Source organism: Clostridium taeniosporum (assembly GCF_001735765.2).
In the GTDB taxonomy this organism is placed as follows: Bacteria; Bacillota; Clostridia; order Clostridiales; family Clostridiaceae; genus Clostridium; species Clostridium taeniosporum.
Window position 1 is genome coordinate 1,990,021 of sequence record NZ_CP017253.2, and the last position, 19,686, is coordinate 2,009,706.

Annotated in this window: 18 protein-coding genes and 2 pseudogenes; 7 read left to right on the top strand and 13 right to left on the bottom strand. The window is 25.5% G+C overall.

The features are described 5' to 3' along the window. Positions 1-44: 44 nt before the first annotated feature. Complete coding sequence (locus tag BGI42_RS09100; protein WP_069680011.1) at positions 45-611, bottom strand: class I SAM-dependent methyltransferase; 567 nt, start codon at positions 609-611, stop codon at positions 45-47. Between the two features lie 204 nt (positions 612-815). Between BGI42_RS09100 and BGI42_RS09105 the strand changes: the two genes are divergently transcribed. Further along, positions 816-1,991 carry a right-handed parallel beta-helix repeat-containing protein gene (locus BGI42_RS09105; RefSeq protein ID WP_069680012.1) on the top strand — a complete coding sequence of 392 codons (1,176 nt, stop codon included), beginning with the start codon at positions 816-818 and terminating at the stop codon, positions 1,989-1,991. Between the two features lie 187 nt (positions 1,992-2,178). Here the strand turns inward: BGI42_RS09105 and BGI42_RS09110 are convergent. Next, a pseudogene (locus tag BGI42_RS09110) lies at positions 2,179-3,406 on the bottom strand (IS256 family transposase). 216 nt (positions 3,407-3,622) lie between these two features. Next, positions 3,623-4,390 (bottom strand): peroxide stress protein YaaA, encoded by a 768-nt coding sequence (gene yaaA / locus BGI42_RS09115; RefSeq protein WP_069680013.1) that lies wholly within the window; start codon positions 4,388-4,390, stop codon positions 3,623-3,625. Positions 4,391-4,614: 224 nt separating this feature from the next. Here yaaA and BGI42_RS09120 point away from each other — a divergent pair, with 224 nt between their 5' ends. Next, positions 4,615-5,604, top strand: a complete 990-nt coding sequence (locus BGI42_RS09120; protein WP_069680014.1) for a sulfide/dihydroorotate dehydrogenase-like FAD/NAD-binding protein — start codon at positions 4,615-4,617, stop codon at positions 5,602-5,604. Further along, the gene (locus BGI42_RS09125) at positions 5,601-6,878 is read left to right on the top strand and encodes an FAD-dependent oxidoreductase (RefSeq protein WP_069680015.1); all 1,278 of its coding nucleotides are present in this window, start codon (positions 5,601-5,603) and stop codon (positions 6,876-6,878) included. Before BGI42_RS09120 ends, BGI42_RS09125 begins: the two co-directional genes overlap by 4 nt. An 83-nt stretch (positions 6,879-6,961) precedes the next feature. Here BGI42_RS09125 and BGI42_RS09130 read toward each other — a convergent pair whose 3' ends face one another. Further along, positions 6,962-7,831 carry a D-alanyl-D-alanine carboxypeptidase family protein gene (locus BGI42_RS09130; protein ID WP_069680016.1) on the bottom strand — a complete coding sequence of 290 codons (870 nt, stop codon included), beginning with the start codon at positions 7,829-7,831 and terminating at the stop codon, positions 6,962-6,964. Positions 7,832-7,969: 138 nt separating this feature from the next. Between BGI42_RS09130 and BGI42_RS09135 the strand changes: the two genes are divergently transcribed. Beyond that, positions 7,970-8,536, top strand: coding sequence for a DUF2953 domain-containing protein (locus BGI42_RS09135; RefSeq protein ID WP_069680017.1), 567 nt, complete (start codon positions 7,970-7,972; stop codon positions 8,534-8,536). Continuing rightward, entirely contained in the window at positions 8,526-9,008 is a 483-nt protein-coding gene (gene ytfJ / locus BGI42_RS09140) for a GerW family sporulation protein (protein WP_069680018.1), read from the top strand. The genes BGI42_RS09135 and ytfJ overlap by 11 nt, the downstream gene beginning before the upstream one ends. Positions 9,009-9,252: 244 nt before the next feature. Here ytfJ and scpB read toward each other — a convergent pair whose 3' ends face one another. The 7 genes from scpB to BGI42_RS09175 form a co-directional block, all read right to left on the bottom strand. Further along, the gene (gene scpB / locus BGI42_RS09145; protein ID WP_069680019.1) at positions 9,253-9,846 is read right to left on the bottom strand and encodes an SMC-Scp complex subunit ScpB; all 594 of its coding nucleotides are present in this window, start codon (positions 9,844-9,846) and stop codon (positions 9,253-9,255) included. Next, entirely contained in the window at positions 9,830-10,585 is a 756-nt protein-coding gene (locus tag BGI42_RS09150; protein WP_069680020.1) for a segregation/condensation protein A, read from the bottom strand. Before BGI42_RS09150 ends, scpB begins: the two co-directional genes overlap by 17 nt. Before the next feature lie 459 nt (positions 10,586-11,044). Then, the gene (locus BGI42_RS09155; RefSeq protein ID WP_069680021.1) at positions 11,045-12,235 is read right to left on the bottom strand and encodes a D-alanyl-D-alanine carboxypeptidase family protein; all 1,191 of its coding nucleotides are present in this window, start codon (positions 12,233-12,235) and stop codon (positions 11,045-11,047) included. 485 nt (positions 12,236-12,720) lie between these two features. Then, a complete protein-coding gene (locus BGI42_RS09160; RefSeq protein WP_069680022.1) occupies positions 12,721-13,599 on the bottom strand; it encodes a tyrosine-type recombinase/integrase in 879 nt (292 codons plus the stop codon). A 119-nt stretch (positions 13,600-13,718) separates the two neighbouring features. Continuing rightward, positions 13,719-14,351 (bottom strand): stage II sporulation protein M, encoded by a 633-nt coding sequence (gene spoIIM / locus BGI42_RS09165; RefSeq protein WP_084023868.1) that lies wholly within the window; start codon positions 14,349-14,351, stop codon positions 13,719-13,721. A gap of 199 nt (positions 14,352-14,550) precedes the next feature. After that, entirely contained in the window at positions 14,551-16,125 is a 1,575-nt protein-coding gene (locus BGI42_RS09170; RefSeq protein ID WP_069681062.1) for an alpha-amylase, read from the bottom strand. A gap of 104 nt (positions 16,126-16,229) precedes the next feature. Then, entirely contained in the window at positions 16,230-16,652 is a 423-nt protein-coding gene (locus BGI42_RS09175; RefSeq protein ID WP_069680023.1) for a hypothetical protein, read from the bottom strand. A 214-nt stretch (positions 16,653-16,866) separates the two neighbouring features. Here BGI42_RS09175 and BGI42_RS09180 point away from each other — a divergent pair, with 214 nt between their 5' ends. Further along, complete coding sequence (locus tag BGI42_RS09180; RefSeq protein ID WP_242984718.1) at positions 16,867-17,418, top strand: hypothetical protein; 552 nt, start codon at positions 16,867-16,869, stop codon at positions 17,416-17,418. A 131-nt stretch (positions 17,419-17,549) separates the two neighbouring features. Beyond that, positions 17,550-17,843, top strand: coding sequence for a hypothetical protein (locus BGI42_RS16415; RefSeq protein WP_242984719.1), 294 nt, complete (start codon positions 17,550-17,552; stop codon positions 17,841-17,843). 848 nt (positions 17,844-18,691) lie between these two features. On the opposite strand, the gene tnpA is transcribed toward BGI42_RS16415, so the two are convergent. Further along, entirely contained in the window at positions 18,692-19,123 is a 432-nt protein-coding gene (gene tnpA / locus BGI42_RS09190) for an IS200/IS605 family transposase (protein WP_069679164.1), read from the bottom strand. Positions 19,124-19,474: 351 nt separating this feature from the next. Beyond that, positions 19,475-19,597: pseudogene (locus BGI42_RS09195) on the bottom strand (sporulation initiation factor Spo0A C-terminal domain-containing protein); the annotation flags it as partial. Between the last annotated feature and the right edge of the window lie 89 nt (positions 19,598-19,686).

Below are 19,686 nucleotides of genomic sequence, written 5' to 3' on the forward strand. Positions count from 1 at the left end.
ACGATTATAACGCTTTATTCAAACTAAATTTTAATTTTTAATTATCAATATTTTCTATAAATATAAGTAACAAAAAATCCTCTATCCTCTTCACTTTCAATATACTTAATTAAATTAAAAGACTTATTAATATATTGAAAATCCTCTTGTTGAATCAAATCCTGATTTCTAATTTTAGAATCTACTGGATGTTTATGTCCAAAACCACAAATAAACAAAATGCCTCCCTCTGTTATCTGATTTTCAATATCTAGAAATTGCTTCTTATTTAATCTATAATGATTGATTAAAACATTATCAAATATTCCAATATTCTTTAAAGAATTTGATACACTTAAATCAATTTGCCTCGTATTTACAAAATAATTACTTCTTTTAGCAAAATTCCTCAAACGTTCTAATGCTTTACTGCTAAAATCAACTCCTGTTACTTTAAAACCATTTTCAAGTAAATATAAAGCATTTCTGCCATCACCACATGCTATATCAAGAACAGAACCTTTTTTGAAACATGTTAAGTTTTCAACTATTGATCTTTCAGGACTTAATACATTATCACTTCTACTGGCAAATTTATCATCCCAGTATTTTTTATTTCCTATGTACTCCATCTTCTAACCTCCAACTGATATATACAATAAATTTACTATTATGAATCAATCATAGCATATTTTGTAAATATTATATTATTCAATTTTTAACAACAAATTTTTATTAATAACTATATAAAATATATAGATACTAATATTTATTATAAATAAATTTCTTTTTATGCTAAAATTTACATATGGTAAATCAAGGAAGGAATAAGTGAAATGATAAAGATAAAATTTAAAAAAATCCTAGCAAGTTTATTAATAGTAACCTCAATATTAACATTAACTCCTATAGACGCAAGTGCTTCGTGGAAACAAAATAGCATAGGTTGGTGGTATACAATAGATAATTCGTGGGCTACAGGTTGGATGAAAATCCATGGAAGATGGTATTATTTTTATTCTAATGGCTATATGGCTCATGACACCATAATTGATGGTTTTAAATTAGGTTCTGATGGTGCATGGATAATTACTCAACCTAAAACATCAACAATCAACTCAAATGAGAAAATTATTGATATTACTGTTGAAACTACCCAAGAATTTGTTAATGCCATAGGTTCTAACAAAAGAATTTTCTTAAAACCAGGAGTATATAATCTAACGAATATTAAACAAATCAATAACACAGATAATTCAGTTGTATGGGAAACTGTAGCAGATGGAAAAGAATTAAATATTCAGGGTATTAATAATTTAACTATTGAAGGATTAGAAGCAGGAAAAGTAGAAATAAAAACAACTCCTCGTTATGCTAATATAATGAATTTTACTAATTCTAGCAATATTACTATAAAAAATATTATTGCTGGTCATACACCAGCACCATATGAATGTAATGCAGGAGTAATTAAATTTAGTAATAGTAATGATATTTCAATAATGAATTCAAAATTATATGGCTGTGGAAGTATAGGTTTAGACTTAAATGATGTAAAGAGATTTCAATCGTCAAACTGTAAAATAGATCATTGTTCTTTAAGGGCAATACAAATTTATAATTCTCAAGATATTAAATTTACAGAAAATAAAATACTTAACCATGAAGCTTATAGTAATATAATAATGATAGATAAAACAAAAGATGTTAAATTTGAAAAATGTGAATTAGCAGATAATAATAATTTTGGTTGGAGTTTTATTGAGGCATCCGGTAAATCAAATATCTTACTAAATAAATGTATAATAAAAAACAATTCAAAGCCAGCAAACTCAAAATTCAATACTGATAAAATATATTTCTTTGATACTATTGATTACTTTGGAATTGGTGACAGCAAAATAACGGTAAAAGATTCAGAAATAAGTAATAATAAATGTGATTATTTACTTGATGATAATAAAAACGTGAAATTACAAAATTGCAATATTAATAATAACACTTGGAAATAGATTGTTATATATCTAGAGAATGTAGAATAATTTGTGTAAATTAAATATTTTAATATATTGTATAACTGGAAATTATGTTTCCAGTTATATTTTTAATATTTTTACAAATACTAAAACTACGTGGTTTCATAATTTTAGTATGCACTAAAATAAGTATTATATACTGTAATTTTCTAATAAGTACAAGCTATATTGCTAACGCTTCCTCGATTCTATCTTTGAACATTATTTCTAATTTTAAAAGAGTTATTCCCCAATTAGCTATTGGTGAAGTCCATTTTTTCATAACTTGATCTGTTGCTAAATATAATGATTTTCGCAAAGAATCATCTGTTGGAAATACTGTTCTAATTTTAGTGAATTTTCTTAATTGCCTATTAAATCCTTCTAGTGCATTAGTAGTGTAAATCATTTTTCTAATTTCTTTAGTATATGAAAAATATGTAGACAATCTATCCCAATTTTCATACCATGAATCTATTACAGTACTATAAACATCATCCCATTTATTCTTTAGCCTATCGAGCTGCGTTAGCGCTATCTCCTCTGTATCTGCTTTATATACCAGTTTTAAGTCTTTCATAAATTCTTTTCTATTTTTATATGATACATATTTCATTGAATTTCTTATTTGATGTATTATGCAATTTTGAATACATACTTTTGGAAAAACAGCTTTAATAGCATCTGGTAATCCTCTTAAACCGTCCATACATGCAATTAATATGTCTTTAACACCACGATTATTTAAATCATTACAAACGCTAAGCCAAAATTTTGCTCCTTCGGCTTCGCCAATCCATATTCCTAATATATCTTTATAGCCTTCCATATCAACACCCATGCAAATATAAGCAGCCTTTGTAACTATTCTATGTTCGTCTCTCACTTTAAAAATGAATAGCATCCATATAAACTATAGGATACACAGGATCTAACATTCTATTTTGCCATTCAGCAGCTGCAATCATTACTTTATCTGTTATTTTAGATATCATTGATGGAGATACATCTATTCCATATAATTCTTCCAGTTCGGATTGAATGTCTCTTGTAGACATTCCACGAGCATATAAACCAATTATTTTTTTATCTAATTCATTACAATCAGTTTCATATTTTCTTATAGTTCTTGGTTCAAACTCTGATTTTCTATCTCTAGGAATATCTATAGGTATCTCCCCGTAGCTGCTTCTAACATCTTTTTTTGAATACCCATTTCTATAATTCTTGTCACTATCGTTATCGGTTCTCTCATATTTTTCTCTACCTAAATGTTCTTCCATTTCAGCTTCAAGTAGTTGTTGCATAACATCTTTTAATAATCTTTGCATTAACCCATTCTTACCCACAACATCGTCCATACTTTTGCATTTCTTTATTTCTTCTTGATAATTTATATCTGGTACTCTCATTTGTAATCCTCCTCTAATATTCATAAGTATATTATTCCAAATCTACCATAAAACCATTCAAAAAAAGATGTAGTAGATTTGCTTTTACACAAATCTCACTACATCCCCTATATCTAATTTGGGAGACGAAATATGTCTCCCTTTATTCAAATTATGCTTTATTTTGTATTATTCTTTAACATAGCTTCTGTTTACATACCTAATTAAAATTCAATTTTATAAAGTAAAAACTAAATCGTTATTGGTTGAAAGCTCTTCATTATAACAATATCCATCTAAATCAAATCTTTTTAAATCTTTTATATTATTAATTTTATTTTTCATTATGAATGAAGTCATAAGTCCACGAGCTTTTTTAGCTTTCATAGTTATAATTTTATATGTACCATTTCTATATTCTTTAAATATAGGAGTAATAATATTTATTGATGTATCTAATTTATCTATTCCTTCTATTGATTTAAAGTATTCATAAGAAGCTAAATTTATTAATATATTATCACCTGTTGATTTTATATCTTTTATTATTTTATATTTTAATTTATCTCCCCAATAATCATATAGATTTTTATAAATATCAAAAGAAATTTTAGTTCCCATTTCCAATCTATAAGGATTTATTCCATCAAATGGATTTAAAACACCATATAATCCTGATAAAATTCTTAAATGTTCATTCGTATAAAATAAGTCTTCAATATTAAAACTTCCCACATCAATTCCTTTAAAAACTTCTCCTTTAAAAGCTATTAAACATTGTCTTGCATTATTTAAAGATTCACTCCAAACTTGAAATCTATCTCTATTTAGTGAAGATAGTTTTTTACTTATAGTCATTAACTTTTCTAATGAATAAGAGTCATATGTCTTCAGTTCATTTACCAAGATTCTTGCTTCTTTAAGAAATTTAGGTTTTGTCATAGGTAATGTTTCATTTATTTTATTAAAATCCAGTGTTTTAGCTGGAGAAATAACTACTAACATATTTGTATCTCCTTAAAATAATTAGTTACAATTTTATTATAATAAATTCAATATTAATTATCAAATAATAATAATTTGAATTTGGTTTTATATTATTATATTTTAAGTTAAATTAATAATACATTATCGTTAAAAATGAGAAATTTGTCACAATTTATTTGTGTCAAATTAAATTATAAATTATAAATTAGTAAAGAGAAGTAATTTTAGCTAAAGGAGAATAAATGAGAAAAGAACCAAGAGATTGTATAGATGCTGGTACTGAATATTGTCCTTGCAAATTAGCAGAAACTGGTGAATGTTTGATATGTTCTCAGTTACAAGGGGAATGTTTTTGTGATTGTTTGAATTGGAAAGGAGTTTGCATATATCAAGAATTGTTTAATAATGGAAACAAGGCAAAGGAGGGTCGTAAAACCTATAATTGTCTAATTAAAGATATAATTAATTTTAATAATGAAGTTGTCATGATTAAATTTGAAGCACCTCATAAACTAGCTTTAGATTTGGTTAAACCAGGAAGTTATATATTTATAAGTCAAAATGAAAATAAATATTTTGATATACCTATTTCTATTATGGAGTCTGATATAGAAACAAATATATTAACAATATTAATAGAAATTAGAGGAATAAAAACAAAAGGCATTTTAGATTTAAAAGCAGAAGAAAACATAACTATTAGAGGTCCTTATTGGAACGGAGTTTTTGGGATCAAAAATATAAACGCTCAAAAAGAAGGTAAATCATTAGTATTAGCAAGAGGTATAGGGGTAGCTCCAATGATGCCAGTTATAAGAAAATTACTTTCTCAAGACAATGAAGTAAAAGTTGTTGTGGATAAAACACCACTTAAAGATAATTTTTCTAAAGAATTATTATCAAAATATTCTTTGGATATAAATGAAAATGAATTACTTGATAAAGGAAAACTTTCTGATCATTGCAAGGTTATTATAAAAGAAGCTTTGAAAGATGGAGTTAATTATATTCATATAGCTGGAGCTGATATTTTTACTTATGAAGTTATTGAATATTTAGATGAGTTAGATAGAAAAGATGTTTTGCTATCTTGTTGCAATAATTTTAAAATGTGTTGTGGTGAAGGAATTTGTGGAGCATGTACAGCAAGATTCTCTGGTCATAGAGTAAGAAGATTTTGTAAGGAGCAAGCTGATCCAAGAAGTATATTTGAAGGGAGAAGATTTATATGAAGGTTATTATCATTGGAGGAGGCTGGGCTGGATGTGCAGCAGCAATTAGTAGTAAAAAAGCAGGAGCCGATGTTGTTGTAATAGAAAAAACAGATCTTCTATTAGGTTTAGGTAACGTTGGTGGAATAATGCGAAACAATGGAAGATACACAGCATCAGAAGAACTTATTGCCTTAGGTGGTGGCGATTTAATTAAAATTACAGATAGAGTATCTACCCATAGAAATATAGATTTTCCAGGCCATAAACATGCTACTTTATACAATGTAAATCTTATAGAAGGTGAAGTAAGAAAGCATTTAATTTCATTAGGAATAGAAATTTTAACAGAAAGTAGAGTTAATGATGTTAATTTTGATGGAAGTAAAATTCATGGTGTTTATTTAAGTGATGGAACTTATATTGAAGGTGATGTTTTTATAGAAACAACAGGAACAACAGGACCTATGGGAAATTGTTTACGTTATGGCAATGGTTGTTCAATGTGTATTTTAAGATGTCCGGCATTTGGTCCTAGAATTAGTATTAGTCAAAGATGTGGCGTAGCTGATATTCAAGGTGAACGAGATGATGATGTATTAGGAGCATTTTCTGGATCTTGTAAATTAGCTAAAGAAAGTTTATCAGAAGATATTAGAAATAAGTTAGATAAAGATGGTGTTGTAGTATTACAAATTCCTAAAGAAGATATTAACTATGGAAAGCTAAGCACTAAAGTTTGTCAACAATATGCATTAAAAGAATTTGCGGAAAACGTAGTCCTTCTTGATACTGGACATGCAAAACTTATGACTACTTATTATCCTCTTGAAAAGCTAAGAAAAATAAAAGGATTAGAATATGCTAAATATGTTGATCCCTATGCAGGTAGTAAAGGAAATTCCATTAGATATTTATCAGTAGCACCTAGAACTAATGATTTAAAAGTTGTTGGAGTAGATAATTTATTCTGCGCTGGAGAAAAAAGTGGGCTTTTTGTTGGTCATACAGAAGCGATTTGTACTGGAACATTAGCGGGACATAATGCAGTAAGACTTATTATGGGTATGCCACTTTTAATATTACCTTCTTCTATTGTTGTAGGTGATATTATAAGTTTTGCAAATGAAAAAGCTAATACACGAGAAGGCAGAAAAAACAGATATACTTTTGCTGGAGCTGGTTATTTTAAGAGAATGCAAGAATTGGGTTTATATACAACTAATATTAATGAAATAAATGAACGTGTTAAAAAGGTTAATTTAGATAATATATTTGAGCAGAAATTATGTTAAAAAACATTGTATAACCAAATAGTCTGTTTAATCAAAGATAAATTTTACTTTGATTAATAACAGACTATTTTCTTTATCTATATTTAATTTTTATAAACTAACTCTTTAATATTGTGATTTTCAAATGCAACAGTTTCTAATATGTGATTATATATTTTTTGTGTTTGTGCCCATCTATCAGGACAATTTAATACAACTATAATTATGTCTTTACCTTCATGATTTACAGATGAAACAAGACATTTTCCAGCACCACCTGTATAACCAGTTTTTACTCCATTAGCTTCTGGAATAAGCCAAAGAATCTTATTTATATTATTATAGTCTCTTGTAAAATTATATTTTTCTTTACTAATTTTCTTTGAACCTACTATTTCTCTAAATAAATCATATTCCATTCCTTTAGCAGTCAAAATAGCTAAGTCATATGCTGATGAATAATGGCTATTACTATCTAACCCATGTGGAGATTCAAAATGTGAATCCACTATGCCAACTCCAGTTGCATAATGGTTCATTATTTTTGCAAATCCCTCAACCGAACCACCTAACGCTTCAGCTATAGCTATTGCTGCATCATTACCTGATTTAAACATTAAACCAAATGTAAGTTCCTTTAAACTTATTTCTTCTCCAGCTTTATAATGAACTTTTGATCCTCTTATTGAAGCTGCTTTTTTGCTTATAGTTACTTTTCTATCTAAATCTCCTTGTTCAATAGCAATAATAGCTGTAAGTATTTTAGTTGTACTTGCCATAGGTACTATTTCATATGCATTTTGTTCAAAAAGTACTTCTTTAGAATCTCTATCTAATGCTATAGCACATCTTGCATTCACTCTAAATTTATCTTTTGATTTGCTATCTGCTAAAGCAATTTTTGAGAAGAGTTGAAAAAACATAATGCTTAGTAACATTGTTATTACTATGTTATTTTTAATATTTTTTCTCATAACGCTCACCTTCTTAATTACTACTTAGATTTATTTTTCCTTAAAATTTTAATTTTAAACCTATATTTGAAAAAATAAGTTTTAATTTTAAATTATATGTCAATAATTATAGTATATTAAAAAATTGGAGATATATTTATGAAATTATTTTTTATTATATTAATAATACTAATTTTTATACCTATTCCATTAAAAATTAGTATTTACTATTCATCTGATAATTATTATGTAAAATTATATAAGTTTACTATAATATCAAAAGAAAAACTCAAAACTAAAAAACATAATCTAAATTCAAAATCTAAATCTACTAAAACTAAGAAAAAAAATTTAAATATTTCTAGTATGATACATAAAAAGTATTTAATTAAGCAATTATACAATTCAAAATATAAACCTAAAATAAATATAAAAGGTACTTTAGACTATAGTCTAAATGATGCTGCTCATACAGCAATATCTTATGGTATATTATCTCAAATTTCTCCTATATTTTATTTTGCTTTAGGTGTTTTATTTAAAATAAATAAATTTAAATTTAATATAAAGCCTCTATTTAAAAATAAATTTTTAGTAAAATTTGAAATTTCAAGTATAATTTTCATTTCTATTGTAAAAATTATATATGTATTGATTATTATATTTAAATCAATACTTTATTCTGAGGAGGTGAACCCCTGTATAGGGAAAAATTATGACAAATGAACAACCCGTTGAAAAATTAATGAAAAGTACGATGGAAAATCTTCGAGATATGATTGATGTAAACACAGTAATAGGTGATGCTGTTGAAACACGAGATGGTACTTATATAATTCCTGTTTCAAAATTAAGTTTTGGTTTTGCTTCTGGAGGATCTGAATATCCTTCATCAGATAAAAATTCTAATAGCGAATCAAGTTTTCCTTTTGGTGGAGGAAGTGGTGCTGGTGTTTCTGTTAAACCAGTTGCATTTTTAGTTGTTAGAGAAGATGGTATAAGAATGATTCCAGTTGATCAAAATACTACATACGATAGAATTGTTGATTCAGTTCCACAAGTCATAGATATGGCAAAAGATTTAATAAAAGAAATGAAAAATAAGAATAAAAGTGACAAAGATGGTAATAATACTAATATCGATCTTGATATCACTGAAAATTTAAATACATCTTCTAGTGATACTACAGACGATTAAAAATAACTCCTAATTTTTTTAATTTCATACACATTAATTTAAATGGGTGTATTAAAGTTATTTTAATACACCCATTTCTAGTAAACATTTTTTTATTATAGACATTAATGATATGTCACGTGCTGTTGATAGATGCCCCTCTGCTGGGAATCCATTACAATTTTTATTGGTAAAATATAATCTAATGTATTATCAAAGTTTTTATATTGTTAAATAAATTGAAATTAAATTTATGTAACATAAATTACAACTCTGTTTCTGATTCATATTCATTATCTTCTCCAAAAAAATCTAATGATGGAAGTTGATTTAAATCCTTAATTCCAAATTGTCTTAAAAATTCTTCTGTTGTTCCATATAAAATAGGTCTTCCTGGTACTTCTAATCTTCCTACTTCTTTAATAAGATCTCTTTCTATTAATCTTTGAATTGCACTTTCAGATTTTACTCCTCTTATCTCATCAATATCTATTCTTGTTATAGGTTGTTGATATGCTATTATTGATAAACTTTCTAATGACGCTTGTGATAATGATTGACGTTTGCTCTTTTTCAATAACTTTTGTATATAAATACTATTTTCAGGCTTTGTAACTAATTGATAAGAACCTTTAATAGATATAAGTTTTATTCCTCTTTCTTGAAGATCATATTCTTCTATCATTTCTTGTATAGTATTTTCAACAACCTTAAGTTCTTCTTCAATATAAATTGATAAATCCTTTGCTGTTAATGGTTCTCCACTTGCAAAAAGCAATGATTCAATTCTAGATTTTAAAGACTTCCTTTGAAATTCTTCTAAAAATTGAATTTGCAATGTACTATTCTTCTCCATCATTTGCTCTCCTTTCAATTAATATATTGTTGAAGTTATCATTTTGATATACTTTGATTTTTCTCAATTTTACCATTTCTAATAAAGCTAAAAAACTAACTATACATTCTAATTTACATTCACACTTATTCATTATTTCATAAAAATTACTTACTTTATTATTTTCAATAAGTTCTAAAAGATATTCTAGCTTGTCCTCAAGTTTATATTTATCTACATATATTCTCTTTTGAATAACATTAGATTTATTTTGTTTATTATTATATATTTCTAATAAATTATTATACATATTATACAATTCTAAAAGTGTCAAATTTTTAAATATATCATCATTATTAGGTAAATTAGTTTCTTCTATTATTTCTGGCTTTTTAGTATACACTTCTCCTGAATTAACATATCTATCTTTAAAAAATCCAGCCGCCTTTTTTATCTTTTTATATAAAATAAGTTTTTGGATAAGTTCTTCTTCTTGATCTTCTTCATTGTCTTCATCTTCATGTTTTTTAATTTTAGGTAATAACTGTTTAGATTTTATCTCTATTAATGTAGCTGCTACTACTATAAATTCTGATGTTATTTCTAAATCCATAACTTTCATCTCATCAATATATTTTAAATATTGGTTTGTTATTTTTGATATTTCTACATTATAAATATCCATTTTATTCTTCTTAATTAAATGAAGTAATAAATCAAATGGTCCTTCGAAATCTTTTATCTTTATCCTTGGAAAATCCATATATTCACTCACCTTTTTAGTATGGATATTAGTATTTTACTATCTTCCTTAAATAATATCAATTAAATATTTTTTTAACAAGTTTATTATATCTAATTCAATATTATTTTTATCATATAGCTTATTAGTAATAGAATTAAAAATATAAACTTGCAGATAGAGTTAATTAAAGCACATTCAAATAAATGACTAGTCAGTATGTTAATTTATTTTATGAACTACATATTCCTTAAAACATACTAACCGCATAACTATTATCAGAATTAAAGTCATTGCATTTCATAAAATATCTATCGCATCTTTGAATTGTTATTTATTTTCATATCCCTAAAAAAAGCTAGGTAATATATGAATTATTTAAATAGGTAAAAAATTTAATTAAGGGAAGTCAAAATAACTTCCCTTAACAATCTATTCTTTTATAAGTGCTATTTAAAAATACTCACCTGAATTTTTATTTTATACTCCTTTTTTAAATAAATTTTTTATATTATATTTTATATTATCAAATAAATTGCCTTTCTTTATATCTCTATCAGCATAAATATCTACTTCCCCTACTTTTTCTTCACCTAAATAGACTTCACATTTTCCAACTATATCTCCCATTTTATATTCGGATTTTAATTCATCAATAACTATTTTCTTTGTTATTTCTCCATTACTTCCTTTAGGTAATATTGCTGTTAAATCATCTTTTGCCTTTGCCATAAAGAATCTATCTGTTTGTTTATCCATAGGAACTTTTTCTACATCTTCATCTTTAGAAACTATCTTTTTGCCCTCATATTTAGAAAATCCATGATTCAATAGTATTCCTGCATCTCTATTTCTTATTTTATAAGTTGGTGCTCCCATTATTACTGTAAGCATTCTTACTCCATTTCTAATTGCAGTTGCAGAAATACAATATTTAGCCTCATTTGTAAAACCAGTTTTTAATCCATCACAACCTTCAAAAAATCTAACTAATTTATTATGATTTACTAGTTCTATTGGTGATTTTCTTCCTTCTGAAATAGAGTCCATATAAGTCCCTGTATATTTTAGTACAGTTGGATGTTTTAATAATTCAATAGACATTAATGATATATCACGTGCTGTTGATAGATGCCCCTCTGCTGGGAGTCCATTACAATTTTTAAATGTTGTATTTTTCATTCCAAGTTCTTGGGCTCTTTTGTTCATTAGTGTAACAAAATCCCCTTCCGTTCCTGCTAAATATTCCGCTAAAGCAACAGCTGCATCATTTCCAGATGCTATAGCAACACCTTTTAATAATTCTTCAACTGTTCTAACTTCACCTGTATCTAGTAACATTGTACTTCCACCCATTTTTTTTGCATTTTCACTACAAGTTACTTTATCATCTAATTTAATTTTTCCATTATCTATTGCTTCCATTGTAAGAAGCATTGTCATGATTTTAGTTACAGATGCTGGTGCAAACTTCTCATCTGTATTCTTTTCATACACAACTTTTCCTGTTGTTGGTTCAATCAATAATGCTGATTTCGCTTCTATATTCATTCCATCAGATTTTACTTCATCTTCTAATATAGTTGCATTTACAGTTTCTATTGGTATTAATATAACAGTTAAAATAAAAACTAATGTAAAAGATATAATTTTTTTTATATTATTTTTCATCAGTCTTCCTCCCTTCAAAATTAGTGTTACCAAAATTATAAATAATATTAGGCATATTCGAATAAATAACTAGTCAGTATACCAGTTTATTTTGTGAACTAATTCTTCCTTAGAGCCTACTAATATCACAAATATCACCAGAACTCATTATTGTATTTCAGAAAATATCTGTAATGTCTTTCACTTGTTATTTACTTTCATATACCTTATTATAAAACTATAAAATCCCTTATTATATAAACAAGATTATTTGACTATTTTTTATTTGATTTTACCAAAATAAAACTGATACTTATATTCAAAGTACCAGCTTATTTATTATTAATATAATGAAAATGATAGAATCTATATCTGTATAAAAATAAAACTTCCACCTTCTTTTCGTCCAATAAAAATTTTAATGAGAATTGGATGACAAAATGGTGGAAATTTATTAAAATTGTCTATATTCTATTTTAAATCTAACTATTTAAACACATATAAAATCAAGCTCTAGGATGAGTATTCATATATATAAAATTTATTTTATCATTATTAATAATTTCATAATAAGTATCCATATATGTTAATACTTGATTTCCAAGTAACTTTTGTACTGCTCTTACATTTGCACCATTTTGAAGTAAATGTACTGCAAATGAATGTCTAAAAGTATTTAAATTTACATCTTTATCTATACGAGCTTTTTTAGAATATTCTTTAACTATTCTCCAAATCCCTTGCCTTGTTAATTTATTTCCATTTAAATTAACAAATAAATTAGGAACTCCACATTGAGCTATTTTATATCTCATACTAAGGTATTCATTTAATGCTTTACAAGCACTTCTACCTATTGGTATTAATCTTTCATAATTTTTACTATCTGTACATCTTACAAAGTGTAATTCTAAGTTTACATCATCTACATTTAAAGATATTAATTCAGATACTTTCATTCCTGTAGCATACATAAGCTCTAATAATGCATTATCTCTAATTCCCTTTGGACAATCTTTCTCTACTGTTTTAATTATTTTATCCACTTCATCTACAGTTAAAATTTGCGGTAACTTTCTACTATTTTTAGAACTTTTATATTCTATCTTTGGTACCTCACTTATTAATGATTGACTTTTTAAATAAGAGTAAAAACTTCTAAGACTTATAACTATTCTGTTTACAGATCTTTCAGATTTTCCTGATTCTAATAAATGCTGAATATATGCCATAACTGTTAATTTATCACTTTTATAAACATCTATACCTTTTTTATCTAAAAACTTAAGATATAATGTCACATCTGTTACATAAGCATATATAGTATTTTCACTTTTTCCACTATCAAATAAATATTCCTTATAGTCATTTATACTATCTACCATTATTCTCTCCTATACCATTGATTATGAATTAATATTCGACAAAATTATCATTTTTCCTCTTAAATTAAGATTTATATCTTAAGTTTATAACTTTCTACATATGTTTCTTAATTATAAAACTAATAAAATTTAGTAACCACAAATTTTATAAAATTAGGTGACACATAAGTTTCTATAATAGCTGCTAATATAAATAATCCAAATATCACAATTAATTTATTTCCTAATGTATTAAAAAAAGGATCATTTAAATTAGTTCTTTTAAAAAACCTACTTTTAAATTTTTGACTTGATATAGCTAATGCTATAACACTTAATGCTATAAAACAAGGAATATAGATTAAATTTTGAGGAATCACAGATACTAAAGCTAGTCCAATACCTTTACCCTGAAAAGTTGTTATAATAAACGTAAAAGTATATCCCAACGTAAATCCTTTAAACATATCTAAAATTAATATGAATGGTATTCCAAAAAAAGTAAAACCAAACAAGAATATAGGTATAATTAGAAACATATTCTTTTTTATAACATTAATTAACAAATTTTCATAATTAATAGGTGTGTCACCTATTGATGATGTAAAACTCGAAAAATAATTTAACAAATCACTTCGATTAGATTCGCTCATGTACTTTACTACATAAAGCCCAAAAGATATACCTATGCAAAACATTATTAATACCATAAAAAAATATACTTTCTTATCCTCAAAGGTTCGACCAAGCTTATTAACCATATAATTCACCACTTATTCCTCCTTAAGTTACTCTACTTTATACTATGTTTATTTTTTCCATATTATTCATAGTACTTAATAAAATATATGTCAAATAAAATTTTCCAAACTTTAATAATAACTCTCTTAAACCTTGATTATATCTATATTTTCATAATATTTAATCACAAAAAAATAGACGACTTATAATAAGCCATCTAAAAAATTTTTATTATTTTTTTATCCAAATAGAATATGATCTATTATTTACTTTAAAAATACCGTTTCCATCATTGTCTATAATAACTTCTTCTCTATAATTTCCTGTTATATCAACAAAAGTAGTATTAACATTATTAGCTCCTACAAACATTTTTTTAGTTCCTTCATTACTATTACTTATTAATACAGCTATACCTGAATTAATATGTTGTAAATCTCCTTGTCTAGTCCATCCAATTAAATTTTTATCATCAAAATAATCACATTGTTCACCATAAGCATATTCTTTTCTAACTTTTAAAATAATATCTAATTGAGATTTAAAACCTTTAAATCCCTTTTCAGGAATTCCATAATAATCACCATAAAATACACATGGATATCCTTCATTTCTTGTTAATATAAAAGTATATGCTATTAATTTAAACCAAGGTTTTACCCAAGATTCAAGTGACTGTCCTGGTTCAGTATCATGATTATCAACAAAAGTTACTGAAATTTTTTCATCGTATTCTAATAAAGTGTTTTGCATTAAAGTTCTTAAATCAAAATTTTCTTCCTGATTACTTGCATCAAAAAATTTATAATGAAGTGGAGCATCAAACAATGACATTACATTTTGAGATTTACTTATATAATATTTTAATTTATTTATATCACCACACCAATATTCTCCAACAGCAAATATATGTTCACCTTTTTTACTTCTAATATAATTAATCCATTCTGTAAAAAAGTCAAATTTTATATGTTTAATTGCATCTAATCTAAAACCATCTACATTACATTGGTCTATACACCAAATTCCCCATCTTTTAAGTTCTTCTACAACATCTCTACTATCTATATCTAAATCTGCACACATTAAAAAATCAAAGTTTCCATTTTCGTTATCTACATCTTGTTCCCACTCTTTACCAACAAATTTATATATACCATTTTGTTTTGTCGAATCATCAAAATCAACTCCATCAAAATCTTTTGCACTCCACTTATATGAAGAATATTTTTCATTTCTACCTGGAAAATTAAATACAGTAAATGCCTTTATATCTTTTTCTTCACTTATAATATTATTTCTATTATTACTATCTACTAATTGAGCCTTTACTAATTCACTATCATCAGCACCAGCTTTATGATTAAATACAGTATCTGCATATATTTTTATATTATTATTATGTGCTTCATTTATGGCATCTAAATATTGGGCTTTTGTACCATATTTAGTCCTTATAGTTCCTTTTTGATCAAATTCTCCTAAATCATATAAATCATAAGCTCCATACCCTACATCATTAATTCCATTTACTGCTTTATATGCTGGTGGAAGCCATAAAGCAGTAATTCCCTTTTCACTTAACTCTTTAGAATTTTCTTTTACTTTAATCCACAATGAACCATCATTAGGATAATACCATTCAAAATACTGCATCATAGTTTCATTATTTTGTATAACATTTCTATCACTTATTTTTTTATCTTCTGTATAGAATTCATCTATGTCTTGATCTTGTTTTAATTTTAAATACATTATTCCTCCTATTGCTACAAATAATATTATTGCCAAAATAATACATAACATCATTATTAAACTCTCCTTAATTTATCTAATTTATACTTCGGTAACGATTCCAATTACAATATTTTTTTAAGATAGGAATTACCCTATCCTAAAAGTATTGTCATTTATTTCCATCCTAAAATAAAAGCTTTCTCATTAATTCTTATTGAATGCCCATTAAACTTTTCTATTAAAATTTCTTCCATCTCATCTACTATTCTATAACTAATCTTTTTTATTCCATCTGCTGAACCTATACGTTCAATTCCATCATACCAAATTACTTTATCTTCATCTACAAATAACTTATTTCTAATTTTTTTATACTTAAATATATTTATTGCTATTTTACTAAAGGATATTTTTTCTGCTATTCTAAAAATAACTATATCAATAGTATCCCTTATTAAAAATTCCTCACACTTATCTTTAATGTCATATAAAATTTTTATAGCTTTAATCCCTTCATCTAAGGTAAAACTACTCTTATTTTTCAACTTATTTATTTCTTCTATAATTTTTTCTTGATCATACTTTTTTGAATCCATGATCCAATCCCCCTCCTTCATAAATTCTCAAACAATTTAAATTCTCAATTACAAAACATAATAGAAGTGTTATACTCATATGGTAAAGGTTTCTATATTGCATGTCAATATTATTTTAGGTACACTAAATTAAGATAATAACTTTACTATTTTAGAAAATATTTTTTTATAAAACTTTACTTTTCAAATAAAATTTACACATATATTTAATGAGGTGATAATATTGAATATTTATATTACAAATGAACATTTTTATGAAACTTGGTTTTGTTTTAATGAAGGAGATGAAAAAGAAAATCTTATAGAACTCAAAGATAGAATTTCAGCTTCAATATATACATATTTTAATGAAGAAATAGATGAAATTGAATATGTTGCAATAAAACCAGAAGAATTTAATTTACTATCATATCCTTATTCTTGGTGTGATAAACCAATAATATTATTTTCTACCATAGGTATTGAATTATCTGATGAAGTCATTATAAAAGGTAATTCTAGCTTTGATGGAAAAGCCCCCAAAGGTTATCCCAATTCTAAAATTCAATTAGAAGACTTAACTGAAAGTATAATAAGATGTGCTTGCTTATCTATTAATGAATTAATTACGTATGCTAAATACCGTTGGTGTGAAAATATGGGCTTTGATTATTTATTTACAGATGAAGCACTATATATAGAAGAAAAGATTCAACTTGGAAAAGCTAAAGCTGAAAATCTATATGATGAACAAAGCTATATACACTATTTTGATGATATTGAATAAATTTAGAGTTTTTTAACTTTTTCTAAGTAAATATTTCAATGCATTAAGTAGTTCATTTATATAAAAAATTATATGTACATATAATTTCTTATTATCATATATTATTGTGACTCTCTTTTGTGGAGGTATAAATGAACTATAAGAATTATGATAATATTACTAATACCTGTAGTGAACATAAAAATACTAAAAAGAATAACAATACAGATAATATAGAAACATATCTTAAAAATTTAGATATTACTTTACCTAATCTCGAAAAAATAGGTGCTGCCTTAGTATCTATAGGTTATTCTATATTTTTAAGTGCAGCAAATTTAGATATAGCTGATGCGCTAGACATAAATAATTCTGAAATATCTCCTTTTAGTATTTTCCTATCAGGACAGAAATTAATTTACAATTTTATTAATAGTTTCGTCTAAAAGATTAGATGAACAAATACTTAGAAAAGATATTCTTAATGAAAAAATTGATATAAAATCATTTTTTTATATCAAAATTTCATATTTACTAAGTATTTATGCTAATATTATTAGACTACAGGCTTTTATTCAATTAGAAAATAGCAATACCAATAAAAATTCTACAGAATAATATAACTTTAAAATACCTCTAATAAAACCATTAATTAGAGGTATTCTTATAAAATTTAATTATCTGCTATACATTTTTTTATCTCCTTATACTCTTTTAATTTTGCATATTTTTAATTATCCTTTTACTATATTTTATTTAAGAATTAAGCTTTCGTTAAAATATTTAGATGAAAATATTTTTTTAAAGACGAGCTGATTTATTATGACCTTTATAATAATAATGAACTTATAATAACATTACTTTCATATAGAAATTAAAATGAATTGATTTTTTAGTTAATGGATTCTAAATAAAATAAAGCTAGGATTTAATTATTATTAAATCCTAGCTTAATTTAGAAACAAGTGTACTTATGGGGACTTTAAAATTATTTTCGGAGTAATCCCCAAATATTATTGTTAAAATCATTGCCCATGAGAATCACCTCTTTCATTTACTATTATGTACATTATTAAATTAAATATACATAAAAATAAAACTATATATTCCACAATAAATTCCCTATTAATGATGATGGTTTTACTATTATTTTCAATTTATAATTAAACTACTCACCTACTAAAGTAGGTGGATTTAAGGTATAAATACCTTAGACTGAAAGTCAATGCTCTTTAAGGATTAATCCTTCTGAAAGGACATTAGCTAAAGCAACCTAAAGAGCATTGACTAAAACTCATTCTTCTATCTTAAATATATTTTCGTTATTATTAAGTTCTTGACTTTCTATATATCTTTTTATTGTTTCTTCTGTAACACTTCCAACTGTTGCACAAAAGTATCCTCGTGCCCATAAATGCTGCCCCCAGTATCTCTTTTTTAATTCTGGAAATTCATCTTGTATTAATCTTGATGATCTACCTTTCAAATATTGCACAATTTTACTGGGAGCGATGCTCGGAGAACATCCCAAAAGCATATGCACATGATCTTTTCCAATACTTCCTCTAACAATTGTAATTTGCCTTGCTTCACAGCCTTGTCTTATTAATTCTCTTAATCTAGATGATATATGCTTATTTAATACTTTATATCTATATTTTGTTACCCATATTACATGATATTTTATATCATATACCGTATGACTTCTTTTATTATATTCCTCCATACTAATCACATCCTTTTTAATTAGTATGGTCACATTTATAATTTCTTAAAAGGCTAAAAGCTGATACCGTCTAAAGACGGTGGTTTTAAACCACGCGAATAGAAAATAAAAATGTTGTAAGCTAAATTAAATAATCTTACTTATTAACTATTTACTAGTGCATATTAATTATACCATATTATGTATATGTAATTCTTGAAAATAATAAACACCTCCAATATATCAAGATAAACTCAATATATTAGTGGTGTTATTTTTAACATATTTATAGATATAAAATCTATACTTCTAGGACTATTTCTAGTTAGTTTATCGGCTTAGGATTTTTCTAAACTCGCTATTTTTCTAGCTTTAAGAAACCTTATTTTTTAAGCGAAGCTTATCAGCAATTATTGCGATAAATTCACTATTTGTAGGCTTACCTTTATCATTATGGATTGTGTATCCAAATAGCTTGTTTATAGCTTCAAGCCTTGATATAACTAGGTTTTCTTTATATTAAAATGTAAATTAAACTTTATATTAATTATATATTTTTACTCATAATATATTGGTTTAATCTT

What these genes read in the sequence shown, in the direction of transcription:
- BGI42_RS09100 (WP_069680011.1), bottom strand. Translation starts at nt 611, where the DNA reads ATGGAGTACATAGGAAATAAAAAATACTGGGATGATAAATTTGCCAGT.
- BGI42_RS09105 (WP_069680012.1), top strand. Translation starts at nt 816, where the DNA reads ATGATAAAGATAAAATTTAAAAAAATCCTAGCAAGTTTATTAATAGTA.
- yaaA (WP_069680013.1), bottom strand. Translation starts at nt 4,390, where the DNA reads ATGTTAGTAGTTATTTCTCCAGCTAAAACACTGGATTTTAATAAAATA.
- BGI42_RS09120 (WP_069680014.1), top strand. Translation starts at nt 4,615, where the DNA reads ATGAGAAAAGAACCAAGAGATTGTATAGATGCTGGTACTGAATATTGT.
- BGI42_RS09125 (WP_069680015.1), top strand. Translation starts at nt 5,601, where the DNA reads ATGAAGGTTATTATCATTGGAGGAGGCTGGGCTGGATGTGCAGCAGCA.
- BGI42_RS09130 (WP_069680016.1), bottom strand. Translation starts at nt 7,831, where the DNA reads ATGAGAAAAAATATTAAAAATAACATAGTAATAACAATGTTACTAAGC.
- BGI42_RS09135 (WP_069680017.1), top strand. Translation starts at nt 7,970, where the DNA reads ATGAAATTATTTTTTATTATATTAATAATACTAATTTTTATACCTATT.
- ytfJ (WP_069680018.1), top strand. Translation starts at nt 8,526, where the DNA reads ATGACAAATGAACAACCCGTTGAAAAATTAATGAAAAGTACGATGGAA.
- scpB (WP_069680019.1), bottom strand. Translation starts at nt 9,846, where the DNA reads ATGATGGAGAAGAATAGTACATTGCAAATTCAATTTTTAGAAGAATTT.
- BGI42_RS09150 (WP_069680020.1), bottom strand. Translation starts at nt 10,585, where the DNA reads ATGGATTTTCCAAGGATAAAGATAAAAGATTTCGAAGGACCATTTGAT.
- BGI42_RS09155 (WP_069680021.1), bottom strand. Translation starts at nt 12,235, where the DNA reads ATGAAAAATAATATAAAAAAAATTATATCTTTTACATTAGTTTTTATT.
- BGI42_RS09160 (WP_069680022.1), bottom strand. Translation starts at nt 13,599, where the DNA reads ATGGTAGATAGTATAAATGACTATAAGGAATATTTATTTGATAGTGGA.
- BGI42_RS09170 (WP_069681062.1), bottom strand. Translation starts at nt 16,125, where the DNA reads ATGTTATGTATTATTTTGGCAATAATATTATTTGTAGCAATAGGAGGA.
- BGI42_RS09175 (WP_069680023.1), bottom strand. Translation starts at nt 16,652, where the DNA reads ATGGATTCAAAAAAGTATGATCAAGAAAAAATTATAGAAGAAATAAAT.
- BGI42_RS16415 (WP_242984719.1), top strand. Translation starts at nt 17,550, where the DNA reads ATGAACTATAAGAATTATGATAATATTACTAATACCTGTAGTGAACAT.
- tnpA (WP_069679164.1), bottom strand. Translation starts at nt 19,123, where the DNA reads ATGGAGGAATATAATAAAAGAAGTCATACGGTATATGATATAAAATAT.